At 46.6% G+C, this 25,258-nt stretch carries 22 protein-coding genes; 20 read left to right on the top strand and 2 right to left on the bottom strand.

Features of this window, described 5'->3' with window-relative positions; genetic code table 11:
- Window positions 1-224: 224 nt before the first annotated feature.
- The gene (locus FC61_RS03725) at window positions 225-1,202 is read right to left on the bottom strand and encodes a polyprenyl synthetase family protein (RefSeq protein ID WP_021742722.1); all 978 of its coding nucleotides are present in this window, start codon (window positions 1,200-1,202) and stop codon (window positions 225-227) included.
- Between the two features lie 108 nt (window positions 1,203-1,310).
- Between FC61_RS03725 and FC61_RS03720 the strand changes: the two genes are divergently transcribed.
- The 13 genes from FC61_RS03720 (at window position 1,311) to FC61_RS03660 (ending at window position 17,509) form a co-directional block, all read left to right on the top strand.
- Window positions 1,311-2,219: a 1,4-dihydroxy-2-naphthoate polyprenyltransferase gene (locus FC61_RS03720; protein WP_021742723.1), complete on the top strand. Its 909-nt coding sequence runs from the start codon at window positions 1,311-1,313 to the stop codon at window positions 2,217-2,219.
- A gap of 86 nt (window positions 2,220-2,305) precedes the next feature.
- The gene (locus FC61_RS03715; protein ID WP_011668337.1) at window positions 2,306-2,881 is read left to right on the top strand and encodes a xanthine phosphoribosyltransferase; all 576 of its coding nucleotides are present in this window, start codon (window positions 2,306-2,308) and stop codon (window positions 2,879-2,881) included.
- Window positions 2,882-2,976: 95 nt separating this feature from the next.
- Window positions 2,977-4,128, top strand: coding sequence for an ATP-grasp domain-containing protein (locus tag FC61_RS03710; protein ID WP_052256037.1), 1,152 nt, complete (start codon window positions 2,977-2,979; stop codon window positions 4,126-4,128).
- 208 nt (window positions 4,129-4,336) lie between these two features.
- Window positions 4,337-6,589 carry a DNA helicase PcrA gene (gene pcrA / locus FC61_RS03705; protein ID WP_035465029.1) on the top strand — a complete coding sequence of 751 codons (2,253 nt, stop codon included), beginning with the start codon at window positions 4,337-4,339 and terminating at the stop codon, window positions 6,587-6,589.
- Window positions 6,590-6,614: 25 nt separating this feature from the next.
- The gene (gene ligA, locus FC61_RS03700) at window positions 6,615-8,645 is read left to right on the top strand and encodes an NAD-dependent DNA ligase LigA (RefSeq protein WP_021742727.1); all 2,031 of its coding nucleotides are present in this window, start codon (window positions 6,615-6,617) and stop codon (window positions 8,643-8,645) included.
- On the top strand, window positions 8,632-9,813 hold the full coding sequence (locus tag FC61_RS03695; protein WP_021742728.1) for a CamS family sex pheromone protein: 1,182 nt from the start codon (window positions 8,632-8,634) through the stop codon (window positions 9,811-9,813). The genes ligA and FC61_RS03695 overlap by 14 nt, the downstream gene beginning before the upstream one ends.
- 444 nt (window positions 9,814-10,257) lie before the next feature.
- Complete coding sequence (gene gatC / locus FC61_RS03690) at window positions 10,258-10,569, top strand: Asp-tRNA(Asn)/Glu-tRNA(Gln) amidotransferase subunit GatC (protein ID WP_021742729.1); 312 nt, start codon at window positions 10,258-10,260, stop codon at window positions 10,567-10,569.
- Window positions 10,570-12,039 (top strand): Asp-tRNA(Asn)/Glu-tRNA(Gln) amidotransferase subunit GatA, encoded by a 1,470-nt coding sequence (gene gatA / locus FC61_RS03685; protein WP_011668331.1) that lies wholly within the window; start codon window positions 10,570-10,572, stop codon window positions 12,037-12,039.
- On the top strand, window positions 12,039-13,460 hold the full coding sequence (gene gatB / locus FC61_RS03680) for an Asp-tRNA(Asn)/Glu-tRNA(Gln) amidotransferase subunit GatB (RefSeq protein ID WP_011668330.1): 1,422 nt from the start codon (window positions 12,039-12,041) through the stop codon (window positions 13,458-13,460). Before gatA ends, gatB begins: the two co-directional genes overlap by 1 nt.
- Window positions 13,461-13,479: 19 nt before the next feature.
- A complete protein-coding gene (locus FC61_RS03675) occupies window positions 13,480-14,499 on the top strand; it encodes a diacylglycerol kinase (protein ID WP_011668329.1) in 1,020 nt (339 codons plus the stop codon).
- Window positions 14,500-14,570: 71 nt separating this feature from the next.
- On the top strand, window positions 14,571-15,938 hold the full coding sequence (rlmD, locus tag FC61_RS03670) for a 23S rRNA (uracil(1939)-C(5))-methyltransferase RlmD (RefSeq protein WP_021742730.1): 1,368 nt from the start codon (window positions 14,571-14,573) through the stop codon (window positions 15,936-15,938).
- Window positions 15,939-16,164: 226 nt separating this feature from the next.
- Window positions 16,165-16,596, top strand: coding sequence for a EutP/PduV family microcompartment system protein (locus tag FC61_RS03665; protein WP_021742731.1), 432 nt, complete (start codon window positions 16,165-16,167; stop codon window positions 16,594-16,596).
- A 205-nt stretch (window positions 16,597-16,801) separates the two neighbouring features.
- Window positions 16,802-17,509 (top strand): MIP/aquaporin family protein, encoded by a 708-nt coding sequence (locus FC61_RS03660; RefSeq protein ID WP_011668322.1) that lies wholly within the window; start codon window positions 16,802-16,804, stop codon window positions 17,507-17,509.
- A gap of 52 nt (window positions 17,510-17,561) precedes the next feature.
- Here FC61_RS03660 and FC61_RS03655 read toward each other — a convergent pair whose 3' ends face one another.
- Window positions 17,562-18,650, bottom strand: a complete 1,089-nt coding sequence (locus FC61_RS03655; RefSeq protein WP_021742732.1) for a helix-turn-helix domain-containing protein — start codon at window positions 18,648-18,650, stop codon at window positions 17,562-17,564.
- A 311-nt stretch (window positions 18,651-18,961) separates the two neighbouring features.
- Between FC61_RS03655 and FC61_RS03650 the strand changes: the two genes are divergently transcribed.
- Genes FC61_RS03650 through FC61_RS03620 form a run of 7 tightly spaced genes read left to right on the top strand, consistent with a single transcriptional unit; the run spans window position 18,962 to window position 25,246 of the window.
- A complete protein-coding gene (locus FC61_RS03650; protein WP_011668320.1) occupies window positions 18,962-19,240 on the top strand; it encodes a BMC domain-containing protein in 279 nt (92 codons plus the stop codon).
- A 20-nt stretch (window positions 19,241-19,260) separates the two neighbouring features.
- Complete coding sequence (gene pduB, locus FC61_RS03645) at window positions 19,261-20,076, top strand: propanediol utilization microcompartment protein PduB (protein WP_021742733.1); 816 nt, start codon at window positions 19,261-19,263, stop codon at window positions 20,074-20,076.
- A 14-nt stretch (window positions 20,077-20,090) separates the two neighbouring features.
- Window positions 20,091-21,767, top strand: coding sequence for a propanediol/glycerol family dehydratase large subunit (locus FC61_RS03640; protein WP_021742734.1), 1,677 nt, complete (start codon window positions 20,091-20,093; stop codon window positions 21,765-21,767).
- Window positions 21,768-21,787: 20 nt separating this feature from the next.
- Window positions 21,788-22,507: a propanediol/glycerol family dehydratase medium subunit gene (locus tag FC61_RS03635; protein ID WP_021742735.1), complete on the top strand. Its 720-nt coding sequence runs from the start codon at window positions 21,788-21,790 to the stop codon at window positions 22,505-22,507.
- Between the two features lie 12 nt (window positions 22,508-22,519).
- Entirely contained in the window at window positions 22,520-23,047 is a 528-nt protein-coding gene (locus FC61_RS03630) for a diol dehydratase small subunit (protein WP_011668316.1), read from the top strand.
- Window positions 23,048-23,061: 14 nt separating this feature from the next.
- Window positions 23,062-24,912, top strand: a complete 1,851-nt coding sequence (locus FC61_RS03625; RefSeq protein ID WP_042516724.1) for a diol dehydratase reactivase subunit alpha — start codon at window positions 23,062-23,064, stop codon at window positions 24,910-24,912.
- On the top strand, window positions 24,893-25,246 hold the full coding sequence (locus FC61_RS03620; RefSeq protein ID WP_015473975.1) for a glycerol dehydratase reactivase beta/small subunit family protein: 354 nt from the start codon (window positions 24,893-24,895) through the stop codon (window positions 25,244-25,246). Before FC61_RS03625 ends, FC61_RS03620 begins: the two co-directional genes overlap by 20 nt.
- The last annotated feature ends 12 nt before the right edge of the window (window positions 25,247-25,258 follow it).

Below are 25,258 nucleotides of genomic sequence, written 5' to 3'. Positions count from 1 at the left end.
GCGCACATTTCGACACCAGATATTCGGAAACGCAAAAAGACCTCATCCCCAAAAGGATAAGGTCGCAGTGGTCGTTTGCATGAACAAGACCGTTAAATATCTTTTAACCATAGTGAAAGCCAACCACAAGTCTGATTACTCATATCACGGATTCGAGATTCAAGAAGATTGACGACGTCTTATAACTCAATTTAGTAATCGCACGCTGTTATCTCCAAGGTCAATTAATGGTCGCGGCGTAACAATAGGCGGGTCAGTTGTTCTAATGACTGTTGTGCTGAACCAACTGGTAACTGCTGAATTAAGGTCAAAGCCCGGTCAGTATAGTCTTGGGCCAATTGTTTAGCCGCGCCGACCCCGTCATATTGCGCCACTAATGCTTGGACGTGCTTGATGTCCTCTAAAGTCATCGCTTGTTTTTTCTTTAACAACTTATGAAAGTCACGTGGTGCGTGCGATAAGCTCAATAGCAGGGGCAGGGAGTAGACGCCAGAGCGTAAGTCTTCTAGAACGGGCTTCTGGGTTTTTTTAGGATCACCGGCGTAATCTAAAATATCGTCGAGCATTTGATAAGCACACCCAATCGCGATGCCAATATCACGGGTACGGTCGATAACGCTTTGCGGCGCACCGGCCAATTGCGCGCCTTGATAGCAGCTTAAGGCAAACAATTCCGCCGTCTTACCCGCAATTTCGTTGAGGTAGGCATCTAAGGTGATGTCTTCACGATAGTTTAGATCCATTTGATGCAATTCGCCTTGTAAGATGCGGTGCATAGCATCGATGTGGTTTTGAATTAGTGACCGGTCCGTCGTTGACTTCAATACTTGGTCAAAGTAGACCGTAAACATAAAGTCCCCAGCGTAGATGGCATTGCGTTGCCCATATGTCATCTGAATCGTTCGGACGCCACGTCTAGTTGGTGAATCATCAATCACGTCGTCATGAATCAACGTGCCAACGTGGAGAATCTCAATGGCTGCTGCGCCAGCTTGGAGTTGGGCTGGAGTTGCCGCATTACCAAACGTTGAAAATAAGTAAAAATAACCGGGACGCAACAACTTGCCGCCGGATTTTAATAGCGCTAATATTTTATGATGAATGGGTTGGTTGTCCAGCTGAACCGTACGCAATAAGTAATCTTGCAATGCGGTTAGTTGCGGCTCCACTTGAGGAAATTGCCGCCAAAGTTGTCGATCCATTTTGCACCTCACTAATGGTTACATTAAAATTTATCTTACCGACAAGTGGAAACGTTGTCAAATAAAGGTTATCATCAAATCAGAATTCATAATTTTAGGGGGATTACCATGACGTTACCAATTTTTCTGGAACTTGTTGAAATTAAAGCCAAAATTGCCTCAGTCTGGCCGTTTCTATTAGGGGTTATTTTCGTTCAGGCCAACTATGGTCAACTTAACTGGGGAATTACCGGACTATTCTTTATCGCTATGTTGTTATTTAATATGGCTGTAGACATCAATGATAACTACCAAGATTATACCAAAGCTGGTAGCCAAGCGGCGGAATGGAAGAAAAATACTAATATTATTGGCGTGAATGGCTTGTCAGTTAAACGGATTTTTGGGTTGATGGCAACCATGGCTGGGGTCGCCGGAGTGATTGGCTTGTATCTTGTTTGGCAGACGGGATGGCCATTGTTAGTCATGGGTATTTTCTGTTTTTTAGTGGGTTACTTGTATGCAGGTGGGCCACGCCCCTTATCGGGAACACCGACTGGTGAATTTTTTGCCGGGTTCACCATGGGGTATATGATTATGCTGATCACAGTGTACCTAAACTTGTATCAAACGGGAAACTTTACTGGCAGTTTGATGTTACGCGTGTTGTTAGCCTCAGGGATTGCCGTCATGGCCATTGCGGCGTTGTTATTAGCTAATAACATCTGTGATGCCCAAGAAGATCTCGATTTGAATCGCACCACCATTGTTTATTATTTGGGCGTTAACGGGGCGTTGTGGTTGTTTGCTAGTTTCTATGTCATTGGCTACAGCTCACTCGTTGCCAGTGTATGGTTAGGCGATTTACCACGGTGGTCTTTACTAGCGTTGATCAGTGTGCCCCTCATTTACCGTAATGTGCGTGGCTTATTCCAAAAGCAAGTCAAAAAGGAAACCTTTATTTTAGCTGTTCGTAGTCTTGGTATTTTAGCACTAACGACCGTTTTAGCGGAGTTGTTAGGGCTTTGGTTAGGTTAAACATTCATAAATGTCGGGCGGACGCGTTGTTTTTTTAAGGTTCAATCGGGTAGAATAGAGAAAATACTTTTTGGAGGTCACACATGATGAAAATTTTAGAAGATCGCATTCGCCAAGACGGGACGGTTCTGACGGGCAACGTCTTAAAGGTCGATAACTTTTTGAACCACCAAGTTGATCCCCAATTGATGAATGAGCTTGGTCAGGAGTTTGCGCGGCGATTCCAAGATGCCCATATTACGAAGATCCTGACGGTGGAATCTTCTGGGATTGCACCAGCAGTTATGGCTGGCTTGCACTTGAATGTGCCGGTTATCTTTGCTCGCAAGCATAAGAGTCTGACCTTAACGGATAATTTGTACACCGCTAAGGTTTATTCCTACACGAAGCAGGTCACCAATGAAATTTCGATTGATCGCCGCTTCTTAGCGGCTGACGACCGCGTGTTAATTATTGATGACTTCTTAGCGAATGGACAAGCTGTGCAAGGGTTACTCGACATTGCCAAAACGGCCCAAATTACGGTTGCCGGCGTTGGCGTCGTGATTGAGAAACGGTTCCAAAAGGGTCATCAGATGGTGACCGACGCCGGAATTCAACTCGAAGCGCTGGCTAGCATTGCATCGTTTGAAGCTGGTCAGGTAATTTTTGCTCAAGATTAGGCGATTCTAACTTGTTTAACGACTGGTGAAACTTTAAAATAGTTAGTGGAGTGACATCATTTAATCTAAGAAAATTTTATGTGAGAAAGTAGGGAATAAATTTGGCGAACACGGTCTTATATCCAGGCGACACGATTGGCGTCATTGGCAATAGTGCTAACGCAGCGATGTTGGTGACGACGGCGCGAAAAATGGGCTTACGTGTGGGTGCTTACGGTGCCGATGAGACGAGTGAAGCGTTACAGTTGGCAGATTTTAAAGCGGTTGGGTCAAATAAGGACCGCGATAAGCTGCAGCACTTTGCGGAAAGCTGTGCGGCGATCGTCTACGATTCCGAACAAGTTAACACGAGCACGGTGAAGTTTTTAGCGCAGTATACGCAAATTCCTCAAGGAACCGAAATGCTAGAAATGATGCAAGACCGGTTGCTAGAGCGTGCTTTCTTTGAACAACTAAATGTCAATATTGCCCCCTATGCGACGATCATCAATTTGGATGATGTTTATCAATCAGTGAACTCTATCGGGTATCCGTGCGTACTGAAGCCAATCCAAAAAGAATGGTCCAGCGGCCGTGAACTGGTGATTAAGACACAAACCGATATTGCCAAAGCAGCTGGTTTGCTAGATTGGGGAACTTACATTTTAGAATCCCAGATTGCTTACGATCGGGAATACTCTATCCTAGTGGCTCGTGACCAAGAAGGAAATCAACAAGTCTTCCCAATCACGGAAGTTCAGGCTGACGGTGATCAGGTACAACGGACTTGGGTGCCAGCCCAGTTAGATGATGCTGTTGCCGGTGAAATTCACCGAATTGCCGGTGAAGTGGCCAAACACGTGGATTACGTTGGGGTCTTTGAAGTGGCCTTTTACTTGACGAGTAGTGGGGCCATTTATGTGAAGAAGATTGTGCCAGCGCCTAGTGAAGCGGGGTATGTCTTTGACGTCGCTGCTACGGTAGATGAATTTGCGGAGCATTTCCGCGCGATTGCGGGCATGCCACTAGCTGAACCTCAATTATTAACGCCAGCTGTTACGGCGTCATTCACCGCCAATCAATTGGATGCGATACGGACGCAGTGGCAAATTAAGGATAATTGGCACTTTACTTTCTATCACTTGCGGCAACAAGCCGATGATGAAGTCATGGGGCACATTTCAGTTCAGGGTAGTGCCATCAAGCCAATCTTGGATCAGTTAGACGATACGGCGATTTGGACCAATCAAACGACCGACAATCAGTAACCATTAAGAAGTTTAGGGACCAGCCTAAACTTCTTTTTCTTTTACAGCCAAGCGATGTGACGCGGGCTGTTGACAGGTGACGTACTCCGCCGATTAAGCGAGCAAGTTTAATCAGGATTTAATCAAAATAACCGCAAGACTTCCAGCAGAACATACGTTTTTTTGGTATACTATTCAAGACTAATCGACAGAGAGGACTGTGTTCAGGGTGGCAGGAGAAGAATTATTAACTGGCATGAACGATAAGCAAACGGAGGCCGTACTCCAAACGGAGGGGCCATTACTAGTATTGGCAGGTGCCGGTAGTGGGAAGACCCGGGTGTTAACGCACCGGGTCGCCTACCTAATTGAACATAACAATGTGATGCCGTGGCGGATTTTAGCCATTACCTTTACCAATAAGGCGGCCAAGGAAATGCGCGAACGGGTGATTAAGTTACTAGGACCAGATGGTAATGATGTCTGGGTCTCAACATTCCATGCCCTGTGTGTTCGAATCTTGCGCCGGGATGCAGATAAATTAGGGTATAACCGGGCGTTTACTATTGCCGACCCCGGGGAACAACGCACCTTAATTAAACGTGTTTTACAGCAACAAAATTTAGACATCAAGAAGTTTGATCCCCGCTCAGTATTGGGAGCAATTTCTAATGCCAAGAACGCCCTGCAGACGCCAGCCATGATGCGCGAGGCAGCCGGTAATCCATTTGAAACGACGGTTGCGACGGTATATGAAAGTTATCAACGAGAATTACAGGCGAACCAGGCTATGGATTTTGATGATTTGATTATGCTGACCATTAAGCTATTCAATCAGGATGCCGATGTGCTGGGTTACTATCAAGATAAATTCCAATATATTCATGTGGATGAGTATCAAGATACCAATGATGCGCAATACACCTTGGTGAACTTACTAGCGAAAAAGCATGGCAATCTATGTGTGGTTGGTGATGGTGACCAGAGTATTTATGGTTGGCGTGGCGCGAACATGGAAAATATTTTGAACTTTGAGCACGACTATCCGGATGCGCACGTCACCTTATTGGAGCAGAACTATCGCTCAACGAAGACGATTTTACGAGCCGCTAACGATGTGATCCAGCGAAACGTTAATCGTAAGAAAAAAGATTTGTGGACCGATAATGCCGAAGGTGAACCCATCTCCTATTACCGGGGGCAAAACGAAAATGATGAGGCCCATTATGTGGTGGCCAAGATTCAAGAAGAACGGGAACAAAATCATCATGATTATGGTGACTTTGCCATTCTTTATCGAACAAATGCCCAGTCTCGGGTGATTGAAGAAACACTAGTTAAGGCCAACATTCCCTACACCATGGTTGGTGGGCATAAGTTCTATGACCGAAAGGAAATTCGGGATGTTTTAGCTTACTTGACTCTGGTGGCCAATCCGGCTGACTCAATGAGTTTGGAACGGATTATTAATGAGCCCAAACGAGGTATTGGGGCCACGAGTGTTGAAAAGTTGCGGGACTTTGCTGAAATGAACGATTGGACGGAACTGGAAGCCACTCAAAACATTTCACTAGCCACGACGCTGGGTGCTCGTGTGCGCACGGCGATGGAGAAGTTTGGGCTAACCCTTAAACATGTTCAAGACCGCGCGGCAACCATGAGTGTTTCCGATATGACGAGTGAGTTACTGGATCAAACGGGGTACATGGCAGCGTTGAAGGCCTCAAAGAATCTAGAGGCCGAAACGCGAATCGAAAACATTGAGGAATTTCTATCAGTCACGCAAAAGTTCGATGATGACTGGGACAACGCCGATCATGATGAAACGGAAGACCGGTTGGTTGAGTTCTTAGCAGATTTGGCGTTAGTTTCAGCCCAAGATGACGTTGAAGAAGAACCCGCCGAGGTGACCTTAATGACCTTGCATGCGGCGAAAGGCCTTGAATTTCCGGTGATCTTCTTAATGGGGCTGGAAGAAGGTATCTTCCCTCTGTCACGGGCAATGCTTGAAGATGACGAATTGGAAGAAGAACGGCGGTTAGCCTACGTCGGGATTACGCGGGCGCAAGAAAAGCTCTACTTGACCAACGCCTATTCACGGATGTTGTATGGCCGGCGACAAACGAATCCACAATCTCGATTTGTGACAGAAATTGCACCGGAATTGCTACATTTGGACTACAGTGAAACTAAATCCGGTTTGACACCGAGCCGCCGTGATGTGCCATTTGCTCGGCGAACGGCCAGTGCGGTTGCGAAGCCATACGCTGGTAAGACTGGTCGGGTGAGTGAACCGACCGGAACAGGTGCTGGTAAGGTTAGCTGGACGATTGGTGATAAAGCCAGTCATAAAAAATGGGGTGTGGGTACCGTGGTCAAAGTTAATGGTACTGGCGAAGATGCAGAACTCGATATTGCATTCCCAGAACAAGGGATTAAGCGTTTATTGGCAGCTTTTGCCCCAATCAAACGCGTAGACTAAGCATTTAAAGTGTGGGAGGAATTAGATGACTGATAAGTCCATTAAGACGCTAACCGTGGATCAGGCTGCCGAGGAGGCCGCTGACTTACGCCCACAATTGTTAGAGTGGGGGAAGCAGTACTACGAAGCGGATGCCCCATCTGTCGAAGACGACGTGTATGATCGCGTGTATGCCCGATTGGTGGCCCTAGAAACGGCCTTTCCAGAAATTGTTACGCCAGACTCACCAACGCAGCGAGTTGGCGGTAGTTCGCGAAGTGATTTGCCTAAGGTCACTCACGATATTCCAATGCTATCATTAGGCGATGTTTTCTCACTCGATGAACTAACAGAATTTGATGAACGACTACGAGGCAACGTGGATACACCATTTGATTATAATTGTGAATTAAAAATCGATGGCTTAGCGATTTCGTTGAGGTATGAGAATGGTAAGTTTGTCCAAGGCTCAACCCGAGGTAACGGGCAAATTGGAGAAGATATTACGGCTAATCTGAAGACGATTAAGTCTATTCCCCAAACGCTTAGTCGGCCACTGACAATCGAAGTGCGCGGTGAATGTTATATGCCTAAGGCAGCCTTTCTGGCGTTAAATGAGCGACGAGAGGCGGCCGGGCAGGCCCCATTTGCTAATCCGCGAAATGCGGCGGCCGGGAGCCTACGCCAACTCGATACGCGTGTGACAGCTGATCGGCAATTAGCCACGTTTATGTATAACGTGGCCGACTATGAGCCACTGACCACGCGGACGCAAAGTGGTTTGTTGGATGAATTAGCCGAACTCGGGTTTACGACTAATGCCACTTATCGAGTAGCCCATGATATGGCGGACGTGGCTGCTTATATCGAAACGTATCAAGCACGGCGAACGGAGTTGGCCTACGGAATTGATGGTATTGTGATTAAAGCAAATGAGTTGCCCTTACAGCGTTCCTTGGGGGCGACCGTGAAAGTTCCGCGGTGGGCAATTGCGTATAAATTCCCGCCGGAAGAAGTGCAGACCCGGGTGTTAGACATTGAATGGACCATTGGCCGAACGGGTGTGGTTACGCCCACGGCCATTATGGAACCAGTGGCATTAGCTGGGAGTACGGTGGCTCGCGCATCGTTGCATAATCCAGATTATTTGATTGCTAAGGATATTCGCATCGGGGATACGGTGTTATTGCATAAAGCAGGCGACATTATCCCGGAAATTTCGCAATATGTGGCGGCAAAGCGTCCGGCTGAAGCGAAAGCCTATGTTATTCCAACGACTTGCCCATCCTGTGGGGCTGAATTGGTTCATTTAGATGACGAAGTGGCCTTACGCTGTATTAATCCCCGCTGTCCAGCCCAGTTGGCCGAAGGGATGAACCACTTTGCTTCCCGAAATGCGATGAACATTGCGGGACTGGGTCCACAAATTGTGGCCCAGCTCTTCGATCGAAATTTGGTTCAGGATGTGGCTGATTTGTATCGGCTAACGACCGATCAATTATTAACTTTAGATAAATTTGGGGAGAAGTCGGCCCAAAACCTCTTGACAGCCATTGATAATAGTCGCAATAATTCATTAGAACGTTTGCTATTTGGTTTAGGCATTCGCCATGTGGGAGCTAAGGCTGCCCGATCATTGGCAGCAGCGTTTGGTGATATGGCGAGTTTAATGGCCGCTGACAGTGAGCAGATCTCCGCGATTGATACAGTGGGGGGCATCATTGCTGATAGTGTGGTCACCTACTTTGCTAATACGCAGGTCCATGAACTGGTTGCTAAACTACAAGCCGTTGGGGTCAATATGACTTATACCAGTGGGACACCCGCCACCAATTCGACGAGTGAATTTACGGGTAAGCGGGTGGTTCTAACGGGAAAGTTACAAGAGTTGACGCGTCCACAAGCAACTGAATGGTTAGAACAACACGGTGCGACAGTGACCGGCAGTGTGTCTAAGAAGACTGATCTGCTGATTGCTGGTGAAGCGGCCGGTAGTAAGCTAGCCAAAGCTCAGTCACTCGACGTTCCCGTGTGGAATGAAGCGCAATTGCAAGCAGCCATGGATGAAACGAAATGATGACTTTAGGAGGAAACAAGTCGTGAAACGGTTACGAACCTTTATTGCGTTAGCCGCGGTGCCATTATTTTTGGCCGCGTGTGGCAATTTAAGCAGTTCCAGCATTTCTGGAACGTCTGGGACCAGCAAATCAAGTAAGACCCAATTGACGGGGCAAAGCTCGGATGGTGACTATGAAGGGGTTATTAAGAGTGGTCATTACCAGACGAGCAAGTCGCGTGGGGTAACCAATAGTCAAGATTCTGGCAATACCTACAACGTGAAGAGTTTTGAAAATGGTATGTTAGGCGTTTCTAAGAAAGTCTTCTCTACGAAGAGCTACGTTTTCCAAGAAGGCCAGTATTTAAGCTCATCAACTGTTCAAAATTGGTTGGATCGAAAGACCAAATCAAATCCAACTGGATTGAATCCGAAGAGTAACGGCTCAACATCACCAACGAAGCGAAATCCAGTTTACATTCAAGCGTTGGAAGAACAAGACTATATGACCCAAAAGAATAATAAGCTTTCTTTAGGTGGTGTAACGATTGGGATTGCCGTCAATTCGGTGGATTATTATAAGAAGACCCAGTACGGTGCCACTTATGAGACCAAGATTACCAAAGCTGAGGGTGAAGCTTACGCGAAGAAGGCGGCTAATACGGTCTTAAAACGGCTCCGTAAGAAGTCGGCGTTAAAGAATGTGCCAATCGTGATTGCAATCTATCGACAGGCCTCCAATGATAGTCTGGTCGGTGGTAACTTCATCGCTTATTCTGAGAATAAGGGAAGTGCAACGACCGTTTCTAAGTGGAACGCTTTGAGTGAAAAGAACTACGTGTTCCCAATTGAAAGTGGGTCTAGTAGCCCGAACAGTAACGATGAAACCTCCTTTACTAACTTCAAGTCGCAAGTGGAAAACTTCTTCCCGAACTTGAGTGGTGTGACGGCGCAAGCCCATTACAGTGGAAATACATTGACTGGGATGCACGTCAATATTACGACCCAATTCTACAGCCAAACAGAAATCATTAGCTTCACGCAATATCTGCAAACGGCGGCACAGAAGTACTTACCATCAAGTGTGCCCATTGACATTACCGTCTCATCGACGGATAGTGTGCAAAGTTTCCTTTCCCGTTCTAGTGGGGCAAAGAAATTCACGAGTCACGTCTTTAACAGTTATTAAATCTAATTTCGAAGGTGTGTGGGCTACGGCGTGCACGCCTTTTTGGTTTATAGATTGTTATCCCCAATATGCTAAAAACACGCGTAAAAGATAATAACGGTAGAAAATTCCTGTGTTTTAAACCAGGTGGTGGTTGTCCGCCCTCTGGTCGCAGCAAATGGGCTGGAACGTACCGGACACGACGTTAAGCCAAGAAGGACACTTGTCTTAAAGCCCGGTCTTATCCTGGAAGGCGGTCAGCAAGGTGCAGTCCCATATCTCCGTGTTAATGGCCGCTTAACCCAGTGTTATCACCAATAAGTAGCCATTTTACCGTGAGACAAGATTCTTTTTGTCATAATCTTTGGCGTACAGCGGATATATGGTAGAATGGCAGTGTATGTTTATTCTCAGAAACTGCGGGTAAACGCTGAATTGTGGATAAATCAGAAAGAGGGATAATTGATGGCTAATCGAATCAATCGAGAACAAGTTCAACACGTTGCCAGTTTGGCAAAACTTGAATTTACGGATGCCCAGTTGGATGCTTTTACACCCCAACTTGACGACATTATCGGTCTGTTTGAAACGCTGAGTGAAGTCGATACTGACGGCGTTGAAGCCACGAGCAGTGTCACGGACCAACTCAATGTGATGCGCGAAGACGTTGCCGATAGCTGGGGTCAAAGCCAGTCATTACTGAAAAACGCGCCAGAAGCTGCCCGGGGCTTTATTAAAGTGCCGGCCATCATTGACGAAAGCGAGGATAACGACTAAATGGATTACTTTAAAACAGATCTCGCTAGTCTCCACGCTGATTTGGTTGCTAAAAAGATCAGCGCCCGAGAATTGACGCAAGCAACTTTTGACAATATCAAGACGACCGATGCTCAGGTCGATGCGTTTTTAACGCTGAACGAAGATGCCGCTTTAAAACAAGCCACTAAGATTGACGAACAAGGTGTGGCAACCGATCAACCACTGGCAGGAATTCCAGTGGCATTAAAAGATAACATTGTGACGAAGGGCCTAAAGACGACCGCTGCTTCTAAAATGCTAGCGAACTTCAACCCCGTCTATGATGCCACGGTTACTGAAAAATTAGCCCAGGCTCAGATGATTACGGTTGGGAAAACGAACTTGGATGAATTTGCCATGGGTGGTTCAACCGAAAACTCTGCTTTTAAGACAACCAAGAATGCTTGGGATTACACCAAGGTTCCTGGTGGGTCCTCAGGTGGTTCGGCGGCGGCCGTTGCTTCCGGTCAAGTTCTGGCTGCTTTGGGCTCAGATACCGGTGGTTCTATCCGACAACCAGCCGCATTTAACGGCATTGTTGGCTTAAAGCCAACCTATGGCCGCGTTTCTCGGTGGGGCTTAATTGCCTTTGGTTCTAGTCTGGACCAAATTGGCCCAATGACGCGCAGCGTGAAGGATAATGCCACTATGCTAAGCGCCATTGCTGGGCATGATGAGCATGATTTGACGAGTTCGACACAACCAGTCCCTGACTTTGCGGCAGACTTAACCGACGCAACTAGTGTAAAGGGGATGCGCATTGGCTTACCCAAGGAATTTTTGGCAGATGGTGTCGCTGATGATGTTAAACAGGCGATCTTAGCTGCTGCTGATACGTACCGGCAATTGGGTGCTACGGTGGATGAAGTTTCCTTACCACATAACAAGTATGGTGTCGCAGCTTACTACATTATTGGCTCGTCTGAAGCATCATCTAACTTGCAACGGTTTGACGGGATTCGGTATGGTCACCGGGCCGACGATGTGAAGAATTTGGAAGATGTTTACGTGAAGTCACGTTCTGAAGGTTTTGGTGACGAAGTTAAGCGCCGGATTATGTTAGGGACATTCTCCTTATCAGCTGGTTTTTATGATGCTTACTTCTTGAAAGCAGCCAAGGTGCGGACGGTTATCATGAATGATTTCAAGGCTGTCTTGAAGGATCATGACTTTATCATGGGACCCGTTGCGCCAACACCAGCCTTTGGCATTGGCGACGAAATCAAAGACCCAATTACGATGTATATGAATGATGTCTTGACGATTCCAGTTAACTTAGCTGGGCTACCAGGCTTGTCCTTGCCAGCTGGCTTCAGTCAAGGCTTACCGGTTGGTATGCAACTTATCGGCCGGCCATTTGATGAAAGCACGTTGTATAAGGCGGGTTACGCCTTTGAGCAAAATACGGACTTTCATTTACAAGTTCCCACGTTAGGAGGTCAACACTAATGAACTTTGAAACCACGATTGGGCTGGAAGTCCACATTGAGTTGAAGACCCATTCAAAGATCTTTAGCCCATCACCAGTTGCCTACGGGGCTGACCCTAACGCCAATACGAACGTGATTGACTGGGGGTACCCAGGGGTATTGCCAACTACCAACAAAGGGGTCGTTGCTGACGGGATCATTGCAGCCTTAGCGTTGCATGCGACGGTTGAACAACACACCCATTTTGACCGGAAGAACTACTTTTATCCCGATAACCCGAAGGCCTACCAGATTACGCAATCTGACAAGCCCATTGGTCACGATGGTTGGGTTGAAATTGACGTCGATGGCGTCAAGAAAAAAATCGGAATTGCTGAAATGCATATCGAAGAAGATGCTGGTAAGAACACCCATGAACGGGACTACTCTTATGTCGATTTGAACCGACAAGGCACACCGTTGATTGAAATTGTGTCGAAGCCAGATATTGCGTCACCGGCTGAAGCCTATGCTTATTTGGAAGCATTGCGGCAACGGATTCAATTTACCGGGATTTCTGATGTGAAGATGGAAGAAGGGTCTATGCGGGTTGATGTCAACATTTCTGTTCGACCAGTTGGTCAACAGAAATTTGGGACTAAGACCGAGTTAAAGAACCTGAACTCCTTCAATTACGTTCAACGCGGGTTGGAATACGAAGAAAAACGGCAGCAACAAGTCTTAATGTCAGGTGGCGCGGTTCAACAAGAGACGCGTCGGTTTGACGAAAAGACCGGTGAAACGATTCTGATGCGGGTGAAGGCTGGTGCCGATGATTACCGGTACTTCCCAGAACCTGACCTGCCAGCACTGAACATCAGTGATGACTGGATCAAGGAACTAGATGCCGCCATGCCAGAAATGCCAGGGAAGCGGCGCGAACGATACGTTAACGAGTTAGGTTTGACGGATTATGACGCTATGGTCATTACCCAAACTAAGGAAATGTCTGACTTCTTCAACGCAACAGTTGCGCTGAAAGCTGATCCGAAGATGGCAGCCAATTACTTGCAAGGGGACGTTAACGCTTACCTGAATGATAAGCAAGTCGACCTGCAAGCAACCAAGCTAACACCAGAACATTTGGCTGGTATGATCAATTTGATTACTGACGGGACCATCTCTAGCAAGATGGCCAAGAAGGTCTTCAAGGCGATTACCGAGGGTGAAGATCCCAAGGCCTTTGTTGAGGCCAATGGGCTGGTTCAACTATCCGATCCAGCTAAATTACAACCGATTATCGATGACGTCTTGAGTGCTAACCCGCAGTCGATTGAAGACTTCAATAACGGGAAAAAACGGGCGGTTGGTTTCCTAGTGGGTCAGATTATGAAACAGACTCACGGACAGGCCAACCCACAAGTCGTCAACAAGCTGTTGATGGCAGCATTACAGCAATAAGAACAAATGGAGGCGCAGCATGCGTAAACGGGCACGGGTGATTTACAACCCGACTTCAGGGCGCGAGGCGTTGAAGAAAGACTTGATCGATATTTTAGCGGTGTTTGAACAGGCCGGGTACGAAACAAGTGCCTATGCCACAACGCCAGCCCCTAATTCGGCACGCGACGAAGCAACTCGCGCCGCTAAGGCCGGGTTTGAACTCATTGTTGCAGCGGGTGGTGACGGGACCATCAATCAAGTTGTGAACGGACTAGCTGGCTTGGCACATCGACCGAAGATGGCCATTATTCCAGCTGGGACCACGAACGATTATGCCCGGGCACTGCACATTCCACGGGAAGATCCGCTGGCAGCCGCTAAAGTGGTTTTAAAGAACCAAATGATTAAGATGGACATTGGTCAGGCTGGTGATAGTTATTTCATTAATATTGCCGGTGGTGGGTTACTAACAGAATTAACCTATGATGTTCCATCGAATTTGAAGTCGATCTTTGGCTATCTAGCGTACTTGGTAAAAGGGGCCGAACTGTTGCCCCGAATCAAGCCGATTGAAATGGACTTAACCTACGATGGTGGGCATTTCCGTGGTCAAGCGTCCATGTTTTTACTGGCACTGACGAATTCAATTGGTGGATTTGAACAAATTGTACCGGATGCGGCTCTGGATGATGGTAAATTTACCATGATTATTGTCAAAACGGCCAGTATGCCGGAAATTCTGCGGTTGATGGGGTTAGTGCTCAACGGTGGCAAACATATCAATGACCCACACATTATTTACGAGAAAACCAGTAAGGTGATCGCGCGGCCAGTTAAGGACCGGATGATGATTAATCTGGACGGTGAATATGGTGGCGATGCCCCGATGAAATTCCATAATCTACGGCAACACATTGAAATGTATGCTAATTTGGATGCTATTCCGGATTCGGCGGTAACAAGTGAGTCGGCAGAGCTGTTAGAAGCTGAAGAGAAGTTCGTTAAGCAGGTGGAAGAGTTACCGGCAACAGCGGACGCGACTACGAAAGATAAATGAAACTGATGAGGGATTTTGCACGACACGACAGTAGCAAAATCCCTCTTCTCATCTAAGAAATTGAGGTAATTATGAAAAGTAAAGCACCAGTTAGTAAAAATGAACGGCTTGATGTAACCATTACCGACCTAACTTATCAAGGGTTAGGCGTGGCAAAGGTTGAAGATTTTCCTTTGTTTATTGAAAACACCTTACCAGGTGAAGAAGTAACGATTCAAGTAACCAAGGTACAGAGCCATTATGGCTTTGCCCGGGCGGTTGCTTGGACGCAGGAATCACCTGATCGGGTGAAGGATGTGGATAAGACTTACCGGCAAACGGGGATTGCGCCACTTCAACACTTGGCTTATCCCGCTCAATTAAAGTTCAAGCAACACCAGATTGCGGAACTTTTCAGTAAGTCCCATCAAGACGTTGAGGTTGCACCAACGATGGGGATGGACAATCCTACCCAATACCGAAATAAGGCTCAAGTCCCGGTACGGATGATTAAGGGACAATTGGAGACCGGTTTTTATCGGCAGCACAGTCATGAACTGATCCCACTGACGGATTTCTATATCCAAGACCCAGCGATTGATGCAGCTATCATCAAGGTCCGGGATTTACTGCGTCAGTTTGAAATTCCAGCCTATAACGAGGTGAGTGATAAAGGAGTCATTCGAAACATCATGGTACGTCGGGGCTACTACAGTCACGAAATGATGATTGTTTTGATTAGCCGAACCCAAAAAATTCCTAGTCAGGCGCAATTAGTCGATCAAATTCATCAGGCTTTGCCAGAAGTGACGAGCATTGTGTTAAACGTCAATGCCAAGAAAACTAATGTGATCATGGGTAATGTGACGCGGGTGCTCTACGGTAAGCCAACTATCGAGGATACGTTGATGGGCTTGACCTTTGCTATTTCAGCACGGTCCTTCTATCAGGTTAATCCCCAACAGACGGAAAAGCTTTACCAGATGGCGATTGATAAGGCTGGACTGACTGGTGCAGAAACCGTGATTGATGCTTACTGTGGGATTGGTACGATTTCTTTGACGCTAGCTAAGCACGCTAAGCAAGTGTATGGGGTCGAAATTGTCCCAGAAGCCATTGAAGATGCCAAGGTGAATGCGCAAAAGAATCATTTGAGTAACGTGACTTTTGCTGTGAATAAAGCCGAAGACCAGATGGCTGAGTGGCAAGCAGCCGGTATTAAGCCCGATGTCATTGTGGTAGATCCACCGCGTAAAGGCTTGGCTGAAAGCTTGATTGACAGTGCCGCTAAGATGGCGCCTAAGAAGGTTGTTTACGTGAGCTGTAACCCGGCTACGTTGGTTCGTGATGTGGCCCGGTTTACTGAGTTGGGCTACCACGTTGATGGTCCCGTTCAACCAGTCGATCAGTTCCCTCAAACGCCACATGTGGAAAGTGTCACGGTATTAGTGAAAGACTAAATACACGTCTAAGATGCTTAGCACCAACCATTTTCTTGAAAAAATGGTTGGTGCTTTTTTGCTATGGTCGTACATGGAATAGTATTTGTAGAAAAATGGATATTACTTTTTTTATAATAACGGGTATCTAATACCACAAGCGCGTAAAATTAACCAGCCTTTCTTTTAATTTATTTTGCCTTAGAATAAACATGTAAGCGTTTCTAATTGAAAGGGGCGTGGTTTGATGAAACGGGCCATGTTTGTTGGCGCAATCGGCTGTGGGAAGACCACGCTATTGCAGCAATTAAAGCACCAGACGATTGCTTATGATAAGACGCAATCGGTTGAATTTTTCCAAAACATTATCGATACACCGGGAGAATACATTGAGCATCGGCAGATGTATACTTTTTTGGCTACTACGGCGATGGATGCTAACGTCGTGGTTCTCATTCAGAGTGCAACAGATCAACGGTTAATTTTTCCAGAAGCTTTTGCTACGATGTTTGGTTGCCCGGTAGTGGGGGTGGTCACCAAATTAGACTTAGTGACCACCGATAAGGACATTGCATGGGCGCAGCGGCAGCTCCGTCAGGCTGGGGCCACACAAGTTTTTCAGGTATCTGGACTGACGGGAACTAATGTCGATCAGTTACGAGCTTATTTAGACGACTGATCCGTGGTATTAAGATTATTTTGTAGTCGTGGTGAAGCGGTGGCAGAATAATCATAAAATAACTGACTAACCGGGGCTAAAATGGATTAATAATGATACCGCTTACAAATAAAACAAAAATTTCCATTTAGCTGAAAAAAATACGGGGGTCGTTTATGCTAAACTACGATTGTTTCATCAATATGATAAGGGCAGGTGTTTTACGATGAGTGGTTTTATCGGTGAGTTTTTTGGTACGATGATTCTGATTGTTCTAGGTGCCGGAACTGGCGCAAGTGCTAATTTGAAGAAAACCTATGGTCACGGTAGTAATTGGACCTTTATTAGTATTGCCTGGGGATTAGCGGTAACAATGGGAGTCTACGTAGCTGGAGCCCTGGGTTCTGATGGTCATTTGAATCCGGCGGTGACAATTGGGTTTGCGGTCTTTGGTTTCTTCCCATGGTCCAGTGTGGTGCCATACTTATTGGGGCAGTTTTTGGGAGCCTTTGTGGGTGCCGTAATAGTTATTATTCAATTTTATCCCCACTTCAAGGCGACTCCGTCCGTTGAAGAAGGCAACACGGTAGGAATCTTTGCCACACGACCAGCAATTGCCAACCCATTGTTCAACTTCCTATCAGAAGTGATTGCAACCTGGGCATTCATCTTTATTTTGCTGAACTTAGGTGACTTTACGCAAGGTCTGAAACCCTTTATTGTCGGAATGTTAATCGCAATTATTGGGATGGGACTTGGAACCACGACTGGTTTTGCTTTGAATCCAGCCCGTGATTGGGGGCCACGGTTGGCGCATTCATTAATGCCAATTCCCCACAAGGGTTCTAGTGAATGGAGCTATGCTTGGGTGCCAATGTGTGGCCCGATTGTCGGTGGCATTTTGGCTGCTGGCTTACAGGTTTTAGTGAAATAATTGATCAAAATTAAAGAGCGATAACCGGATAAGTTCTGGCTATCGCTCTTTTTTAATTGGAGTAGTCGGTATAGACCCACTGAATGACTGATTTATCATGTGTGGCGATTTCATCAGCAGATTGCGTTGGCTGTTGGCCATCAACGGTGTAAATCCAACCGCGGTTTCCCTTAGCATCGTTTAATTCGCCGATACTATTAACGTACGTCGCACCTTCTTCCGAATCGGTGTGATAGGTAATGTGATGAGACTTGAAGTAATTCTTGGTGACGTCAATGACCGAGTCATTCGTGTCCCAATTGAGTTCACGTGGAATGGTATAGATTTTTTGAATTGTATGATTGCGTTGGCGAAATTCGGATGGGGTGATCCCCGTTTTCTTTTTAAAAATTTTCGTGAAGTAACTGGTTTGTGTAAAGCCAATTTGATTCGAGATTTGATTGATGGGGGTCAGGGTTAAGGATAGTTTTTCTTGGGCCAAGGCAATCTTTTGGTTATTCACGTACTCGATGAAGTTGACGTGAAGGTATTTTTTGAATAAACGACTGAGGTAAGACGGTGATAAGTAAGCGCGCTGAGCCACTTCGTTAAGCGAAATCGGTCGTTGGATGTTCTTTTGGATATAGTCAATCGCCAGTGAGATACTGCGGAACGCCTCATCGTTATCAATCGTGTGACCAGCAATGACGGCATTGGGCGCCAAGACAGCTTGTAGTGGATCAGTATCACCAGTCGGATGGAAAAGCGCATGGAGATTATTGATTTGCCCTACCTGATCAGAGGTGAGGGGTTCCCAGACACTCACCTTACCCAACGTATCTTCATCAAAAATTTGCGTCATCAAATTCTCTAGATAAGAGCGGGACAAAAATAGCCGCTTCTTAGAAACATTCACGCTTTCGCAAAGAACGGCGCCCCACATCTGGATGTTGCGACTAACCGGAAAAATAGCATAATCCGAGAAAGTTAATTGGGCAAGGTTATCTTCAATAGCTGAGTGATTAATGTAAACAAAGTCATCCTTTAAGAGGATTCCCGTAAAATCGTAAAAGATGGTCTTGATCTGTGTCAGACTGGTAAATCGTGCTAAAAGATGTGCCAACTCACGGTAATTTTCTTGACTTGGTGAATAAGTGGTCATAGTAACAGCCCCCAGATTGAGTGGAATTTGAATTAGATAATTAAATGACTTTTTATGGGATTCGCTGACAAAATAGTAATGAATCCGGTATCACGAATTAATTGTAAGTTAAACAGATTACTATATCAAGCGCAATTTGTCTAACTGCTTGTAAAATATTGAGCTTTTAGTAGCTGAATTCGGTAATTTTGATTATTTTGTAATTAAATGTGCTATTTCGGTTGAAATAGTGCTAAACCATTCAAATATAATGAAAGCGTTTTAGAAGAAGGGCAGCGTGGGTTGCCCAGCCAATAAATGGAGGTTTTATCATGGAACAAGAAGCACTCGGATTAATCGAAACAAAGGGTTTAGTTGCTGCAATTGAAGCCGCCGATGCAATGGTCAAGGCCGCTAACGTTGATTTAGTGGGACAAGAAAAGATCGGTCATGGTTTGGTAACGACAATGGTTCGTGGTGACGTTGGTGCTGTGAAGGCCGCTGTTGATGCTGGTGTTGCTGGCGCTGAAAACATTGGTGAAGTTCTATCTAGCTACGTTATTCCACGTCCTCACACTGATGTTGAAAAGATTTTACCTCAAAAGAAATAGCATCTTAGATGTGTAAATAAATGATGACCAATCAGCAGTTAATGAATCAAATCATGGAAGAACTTCTGCGTCACGGGGTCACGGTTAAACCGGCCTCGCAGTCATCGGGAGGAAAAATAATGGATAACTTCTTAAATTCAACGAGCACCGTTCCAGAATTTGTTGGAGCGAGTGAAATTGGCGACACAATTGGCATGTGTATTCCTAGTGTTGATACCTTATTGCTCGATCATTTGCATGTGCAAAAACGCTTTACGGTGATTGGCATCCTTAGTTCCCGTACAGGTGCTGGTCCACAAATCATGGCGATGGATGAAGCCGTTAAGGCCACCAATACCGAAGTCATTGATATTGAAATGCCACGGGATACTAAGGGCGGTGCCGGTCACGGTGTCTTAATCTTAGTCGGTGGTTATGATCCATCTGATGTTCGGTCTGCCATTCAAGTGGCGCTAGATAACTTAAGCCGGACATTTGGTGACGTGTATAACTCCGCCGCCGGGCATTTGGAATTACAATTCACGGCCCGGGCCGCTGGCGCTTGCCACATGGCCTTTGGTGCCCCAGAGGGTAAAGCTTACGGTTTGATCTGTGGTGCGCCTTCTGGAATTGGGGTTGTGATGGCCGATACTGCCATTAAGACGGCTGGTGTCAATGTCTTGACCTTTGCGTCACCTGGTCACGGAACGAGTTTCTCTAACGAAGGCATTGTTCACATTAGTGGTGATTCTGGTGCCGTTCGTCAAGCCGTGATTGCTGGCCGTGAAGTTGGCCTGAAACTGTTAGCGCAATTAGGTGAAAATCCAGTTAATGATTTTCCATCCTACATTCGTTAAAGGGGGATTTTTAATTGAAACGTCAAAAACGATTTGAAGAATTAGAGAAACGCCCGATCCATTTAGACGGTTTCGTTAAGGAATGGCCTGAAGAAGGATTCGTTGCCATGATGGGTCCTAATGACCCAAAGCCAAGCATCAAGATTGAAAACGGCAAGGTTACCGAAATGGATAGTAAACCAGCTGCTGACTTCGATCTGATTGATCTCTACATCGCAAAATATGGCATTAAGCTTGAAAATGCTGAAAAAGTGATGGCGATGGATTCCACTAAGATCGCCAATATGCTCTGTGATCCTAACGTGTCGCGTAAAGATATCATCGACATTACCACAGCGATGACACCAGCCAAAGCTGAAGAAGTTATCAGCAAGTTAAACTTTGCTGAAATGATTATGGCAACTCAAAAGATGCGGCCACGGCGGACGCCAGCAACGCAATGCCACGTTACTAACATTCGTGACAATCCGGTTCAAATTGCTGCTGATGCTGCCGATGCTGCTTTACGGGGTTTCCCAGAACAAGAAACGACGACTGCCGTTGCCCGGTACGCCCCCCTGAATGCCATTTCGATTATGGTTGGGGCACAAACTGGTCGTCCTGGTGTTATTACCCAATGTTCGGTTGAAGAAGCAGAAGAATTAAGCCTAGGAATGCGTGGCTTTACCGGCTATGCCGAAACAATTTCTGTTTACGGTACCGATAAGGTCTTCACTGATGGTGATGATACACCATGGTCTAAAGGCTTCTTAGCTTCCTGTTATGCTTCACGGGGCTTGAAGATGCGGTTTACGTCTGGTTCTGGTTCCGAAGTTATGATGGGCTATACCGAAGGCAAGTCCATGTTATACCTCGAATCACGTTGTATTTTCATCACCAAGGCGTCCGGTGTTCAAGGCCTCCAAAACGGTGGGGTTAGTTGTATTGGGATTCCAGGGTCTGTTCCTTCGGGTATTCGCTCCGTCTTGGGTGAAAACCTGTTGTGCATGATGCTTGACCTTGAATGTGCATCTGCCAATGACCAAGCGTTCTCCCATTCTGATATGCGGCGGACGGAACGGTTATTGGGTCAATTCATTGCCGGAACAGATTACATTTCTTCTGGTTATTCCTCAACACCTAATTACGACAACACGTTTGCTGGTTCGAACACCGATGGTTTGGACTACGATGATTACTACGTCATGGAACGTGACTTAGCCATCAACGGTGGGATTCACCCAGTTGATGAACAAACAATCATCAAAGCCCGGAACAAGGCTGCACGGGCCCTTCAAGCCGTCTTTGAAGATCTAGGTTTACCTAAGATCACCGATGAAGAAGTGGAAGCTGCAACTTACGCCAACACCTCTAAGGATATGCCAGAACGGAACATGGTTGAAGATATGAAGGCTGCTCAAGATCTAATGGATCGCGGCATTACCGGGGTCGATATTGTTAAAGCCTTGTTCAACCACGGATTTAAGGATGTTGCCCAAGCCGTCTTAGACTTGCAAAAGCAAAAGGTTTGTGGGGACTTCTTACAGACATCCGCTATTTTCGACAGCAAGTGGCATGTCATTTCCGCCGTCAACGATGCCAACGACTATCAAGGTCCTGGTACGGGTTACCGGTTGGAAGAAGATACGGAAGAATGGGAACGCATCAAGAACTTACCGTTTGCCATTGATCCACAAAACATGCAGCTTTAGTCGAAAAGGGGGTTAACACTGTGGCTCAAGAAATCGATGAAAACTTATTGCGGAATATTATCCGTGATGTGATTGCTGAAACCCAAACGGGGGACACGCCAATCTCATTTAAAGATGATGCACCAGCAGCGTCATCAGCTACGACGGCAACGGCTGCACCAGTTAATGGTGACGGCCCAGAACCGGAAAAACCAGTTGACTGGTTCAAACACGTTGGGGTTGCCAAACCCGGCTATTCACGTGATGAAGTCGTGATTGCTGTGGCACCAGCCTTTGCAGAAGTGATGGACCATAATTTGACTGGAATCAGCCATAAAGAAATTTTACGACAGATGGTTGCGGGCATTGAAGAAGAAGGACTGAAGGCACGGGTCGTAAAAGTCTACCGGACTTCTGACGTTTCCTTCTGTGGTGCCGAAGGAGATCATTTATCAGGTTCTGGTATCGCCATTGCCATTCAATCCAAAGGGACGACGATCATTCACCAAAAGGACCAAGAACCATTGTCCAACTTGGAATTGTTCCCACAAGCACCTGTCTTGGATGGTGATACCTACCGGGCTATCGGCAAGAATGCAGCCGAATACGCTAAAGGAATGTCACCAAGCCCTGTTCCAACGGTTAATGACCAAATGGCACGGGTTCAATACCAGGCCTTGTCTGCCTTGATGCATATCAAGGAAACGAAACAGGTCGTTATGGGGAAACCCGCTGAACAAATCGAAGTCAACTTTAACTAGGAGGAATGGGTCATGAGTGAAATTGATGACTTAGTAGCAAAAATCGTCCAACAAATTGGTGGCACTGAGGCCGCTGATCAGACGACTGCCACGCCTACGTCAACGGCGACGCAGACGCAGCATGCAGCATTATCGAAACAAGATTATCCACTGTACTCTAAGCACCCAGAGCTCGTACATTCACCGTCTGGGAAAGCTTTGAACGATATCACCTTGGATAATGTTCTCAACGATGATATTAAGGCCAATGATTTACGAATTACGCCGGATACCTTACGGATGCAAGGTGAAGTGGCCAACGATGCTGGTCGGGATGCGGTTCAACGTAACTTCCAACGGGCGTCAGAATTGACCTCTATTCCAGATGATCGATTACTGGAAATGTACAACGCCTTACGACCATACCGGTCCACTAAAGCGGAATTATTAGCGATTTCAGCCGAATTAAAAGATAAATATCATGCCCCAGTGAACGCCGGATGGTTTGCGGAAGCGGCCGACTACTATGAATCCCGTAAGAAACTGAAGGGCGATAACTAGTTAGGAGTCTTCGTATGCAAAAGGTGATAGGTGTTGATATTGGTAATTCCTCAACGGAAGTTGCTTTGGCTGATATTTCAGATCAAGGTGCGGTTGATTTTATCAATTCTGACATTGCAGAAACCACGGGGATCAAAGGAACCAAGCAAAACCTCATTGGGATCAAAAAAGCCATTATGCAAGTGTTAAATAAAAGTCAGTTAGCCTTGAGTGATATTGACCTGATCCGGATTAACGAAGCAACACCGGTTATTGGGGATGTGGCGATGGAAACCATCACGGAAACGGTGATTACTGAATCCACGATGATTGGGCACAACCCGAACACACCAGGTGGCGTCGGTATTGGTTCTGGCTATACGGTGAGTTTGCTACAACTGCTTCAAGAAACCGATAAGACACGTCCGTATATTGTTCTGGTACCGGCTGAAGTTGATTTCGAAGATGCGGCTAAGCTGATCAATCTGTACCAGCAAAGTGGTTATCAAATAAATGCGGCCATCTTGCAAAATGATGATGGGGTGTTAATTGATAACCGGCTGGAACACAAAATTCCGATTGTAGATGAAGTGGCGCGGATTGATAAGGTTCCCATGGGGATGATGGCTGGCGTTGAGGTTGCTGGTAAAGGGCAAGTTATTTCGCAGTTATCTAATCCGTATGGAATCGCCACACTCTTTGATTTGACAGCCGACGAAACCAAAAACATCGTGCCGGTTTCTCGGGCGTTAATTGGCAACCGGTCTGCGGTGGTCATCAAGACGCCTAAGGGGGATGTGAAGGCCCGGGTTATTCCAGCCGGGAGCATCCAAATCGAAGGTGATCGAGATTCTGACAAGGTTAACGTGGCCGCTGGTGCTGAAGCAATTATGAAGAAGGTCAATCAGTTTGACCGGATTCAAGATATTACAGGTGAAGCGGGAACCAATGTTGGTGGGATGTTGGAAAAGGTTCGGCAGACGATGGCGGACCTCACCAATAAACAGAACCGGGATATCGCTATTCAAGATCTGCTAGCCGTCAACACGGCGGTTCCAGTCAAGGTACAAGGTGGACTGGCTGGCGAGTTCTCAACCGAACAAGCCGTTGGGATTGCCGCAATGGTAAAATCTGACCACCTCCAGATGCAACAGATTGCTGATTTGATTCAAGACGAGCTTCACATTTCCGTTGAGATTGGCGGAGCTGAAGCTGAGGCCGCAATCTTGGGAGCTTTGACGACACCAGGAACAACCAAGCCCATTGCGATTCTTGACTTGGGTGCCGGTTCAACAGATGCCTCGATTATCAATCAGCAAGATGATATTGTGGCGATTCACTTGGCTGGTGCCGGGGACATGGTCACCATGATTATCAATTCTGAGTTAGGCCTAGACGATGTGTACTTGGCCGAGGATATTAAGAAATATCCGCTGGCCCGAGTTGAAAATCTATTCCAAATTCGGCATGAAGATGGCACGGTTCAGTTTTTTGAAGACCCACTGCCAGCAGACATTTTTGCGCGCACAGTGGTCATTAAGCCGGACGGTTACGTCCCATTGCCAGGGAATATGAACATTGAAAAGGTTAAGCAGATTCGCCAGACCGCTAAGAAGCGGGTGTTTGTGGAAAATGCACGGCGGGCCTTACAACACGTGAGTCCCACTGGTAATATCCGTGACATTCCGTTTGTCGTGATCGTTGGGGGATCGGCGCTGGACTTTGAAATCCCACAATTGGTCACGGATGAGTTGTCTCACTATAACCTTGTTGCCGGACGGGGAAATATTCGGGCCGTTGAAGGACCGCGAAATGCGGTTGCTACGGGATTGATCCTGTCTTATGCCCGGGAGAGAAGGGACGCCTATGACCAACACAATGGATAAGCCGGCAATTTTTATTGCCGTGCCGACAGCGGCGTCCGATTTACCGGTGACTTTGAAACCGTTACTTAACGGGATTGAAGAAGAAGCCATTCCGGTACAGACCAAGGTGATTGCAGAAGACGATGTCACCATGCGCGCTTATCAGGCGGCTTTGGCTTCACGGTTGTCCGTGGGCATTGGTTTTGACGATCAGCATGTGGTTGTTCACTACAAGAACCTGCATGCCGAGCAGCCGTTATTCACGGTGACCCGTGATTCGGCGGACCGCCTGCGCCGGTTAGGTGCTAATGCAGCTCGCTTGGTGAAGGGCGTGCCCTTTAAGACATTAGATTAGGTGGTTAGAAAA

The sequence above is a fragment of the Levilactobacillus brevis ATCC 14869 = DSM 20054 genome (genome assembly GCF_001433855.1).
In the GTDB taxonomy this organism is placed as follows: domain Bacteria; phylum Bacillota; class Bacilli; order Lactobacillales; family Lactobacillaceae; genus Levilactobacillus; species Levilactobacillus brevis.
The sequence above is the reverse complement of the archived record's forward strand: the minus strand, read 5'-3'. Positions and strand labels throughout refer to the sequence as shown.

Excerpts from the sequence above, each read along its gene's own strand:
- FC61_RS03725 (WP_021742722.1), bottom strand. The coding sequence starts at position 1,202 with ATGGATCGACAACTTTGGCGGCAATTTCCTCAAGTGGAGCCGCAACTA.
- FC61_RS03720 (WP_021742723.1), top strand. The coding sequence starts at position 1,311 with ATGACGTTACCAATTTTTCTGGAACTTGTTGAAATTAAAGCCAAAATT.
- FC61_RS03715 (WP_011668337.1), top strand. The coding sequence starts at position 2,306 with ATGAAAATTTTAGAAGATCGCATTCGCCAAGACGGGACGGTTCTGACG.
- ligA (WP_021742727.1), top strand. The coding sequence starts at position 6,615 with ATGACTGATAAGTCCATTAAGACGCTAACCGTGGATCAGGCTGCCGAG.
- FC61_RS03695 (WP_021742728.1), top strand. The coding sequence starts at position 8,632 with ATGAAACGAAATGATGACTTTAGGAGGAAACAAGTCGTGAAACGGTTA.
- gatC (WP_021742729.1), top strand. The coding sequence starts at position 10,258 with ATGGCTAATCGAATCAATCGAGAACAAGTTCAACACGTTGCCAGTTTG.
- gatA (WP_011668331.1), top strand. The coding sequence starts at position 10,570 with ATGGATTACTTTAAAACAGATCTCGCTAGTCTCCACGCTGATTTGGTT.
- gatB (WP_011668330.1), top strand. The coding sequence starts at position 12,039 with ATGAACTTTGAAACCACGATTGGGCTGGAAGTCCACATTGAGTTGAAG.
- FC61_RS03675 (WP_011668329.1), top strand. The coding sequence starts at position 13,480 with ATGCGTAAACGGGCACGGGTGATTTACAACCCGACTTCAGGGCGCGAG.
- rlmD (WP_021742730.1), top strand. The coding sequence starts at position 14,571 with ATGAAAAGTAAAGCACCAGTTAGTAAAAATGAACGGCTTGATGTAACC.
- FC61_RS03665 (WP_021742731.1), top strand. The coding sequence starts at position 16,165 with ATGAAACGGGCCATGTTTGTTGGCGCAATCGGCTGTGGGAAGACCACG.
- FC61_RS03660 (WP_011668322.1), top strand. The coding sequence starts at position 16,802 with ATGAGTGGTTTTATCGGTGAGTTTTTTGGTACGATGATTCTGATTGTT.
- FC61_RS03655 (WP_021742732.1), bottom strand. The coding sequence starts at position 18,650 with ATGACCACTTATTCACCAAGTCAAGAAAATTACCGTGAGTTGGCACAT.
- FC61_RS03650 (WP_011668320.1), top strand. The coding sequence starts at position 18,962 with ATGGAACAAGAAGCACTCGGATTAATCGAAACAAAGGGTTTAGTTGCT.
- pduB (WP_021742733.1), top strand. The coding sequence starts at position 19,261 with ATGATGACCAATCAGCAGTTAATGAATCAAATCATGGAAGAACTTCTG.
- FC61_RS03630 (WP_011668316.1), top strand. The coding sequence starts at position 22,520 with ATGAGTGAAATTGATGACTTAGTAGCAAAAATCGTCCAACAAATTGGT.
- FC61_RS03625 (WP_042516724.1), top strand. The coding sequence starts at position 23,062 with ATGCAAAAGGTGATAGGTGTTGATATTGGTAATTCCTCAACGGAAGTT.
- FC61_RS03620 (WP_015473975.1), top strand. The coding sequence starts at position 24,893 with ATGACCAACACAATGGATAAGCCGGCAATTTTTATTGCCGTGCCGACA.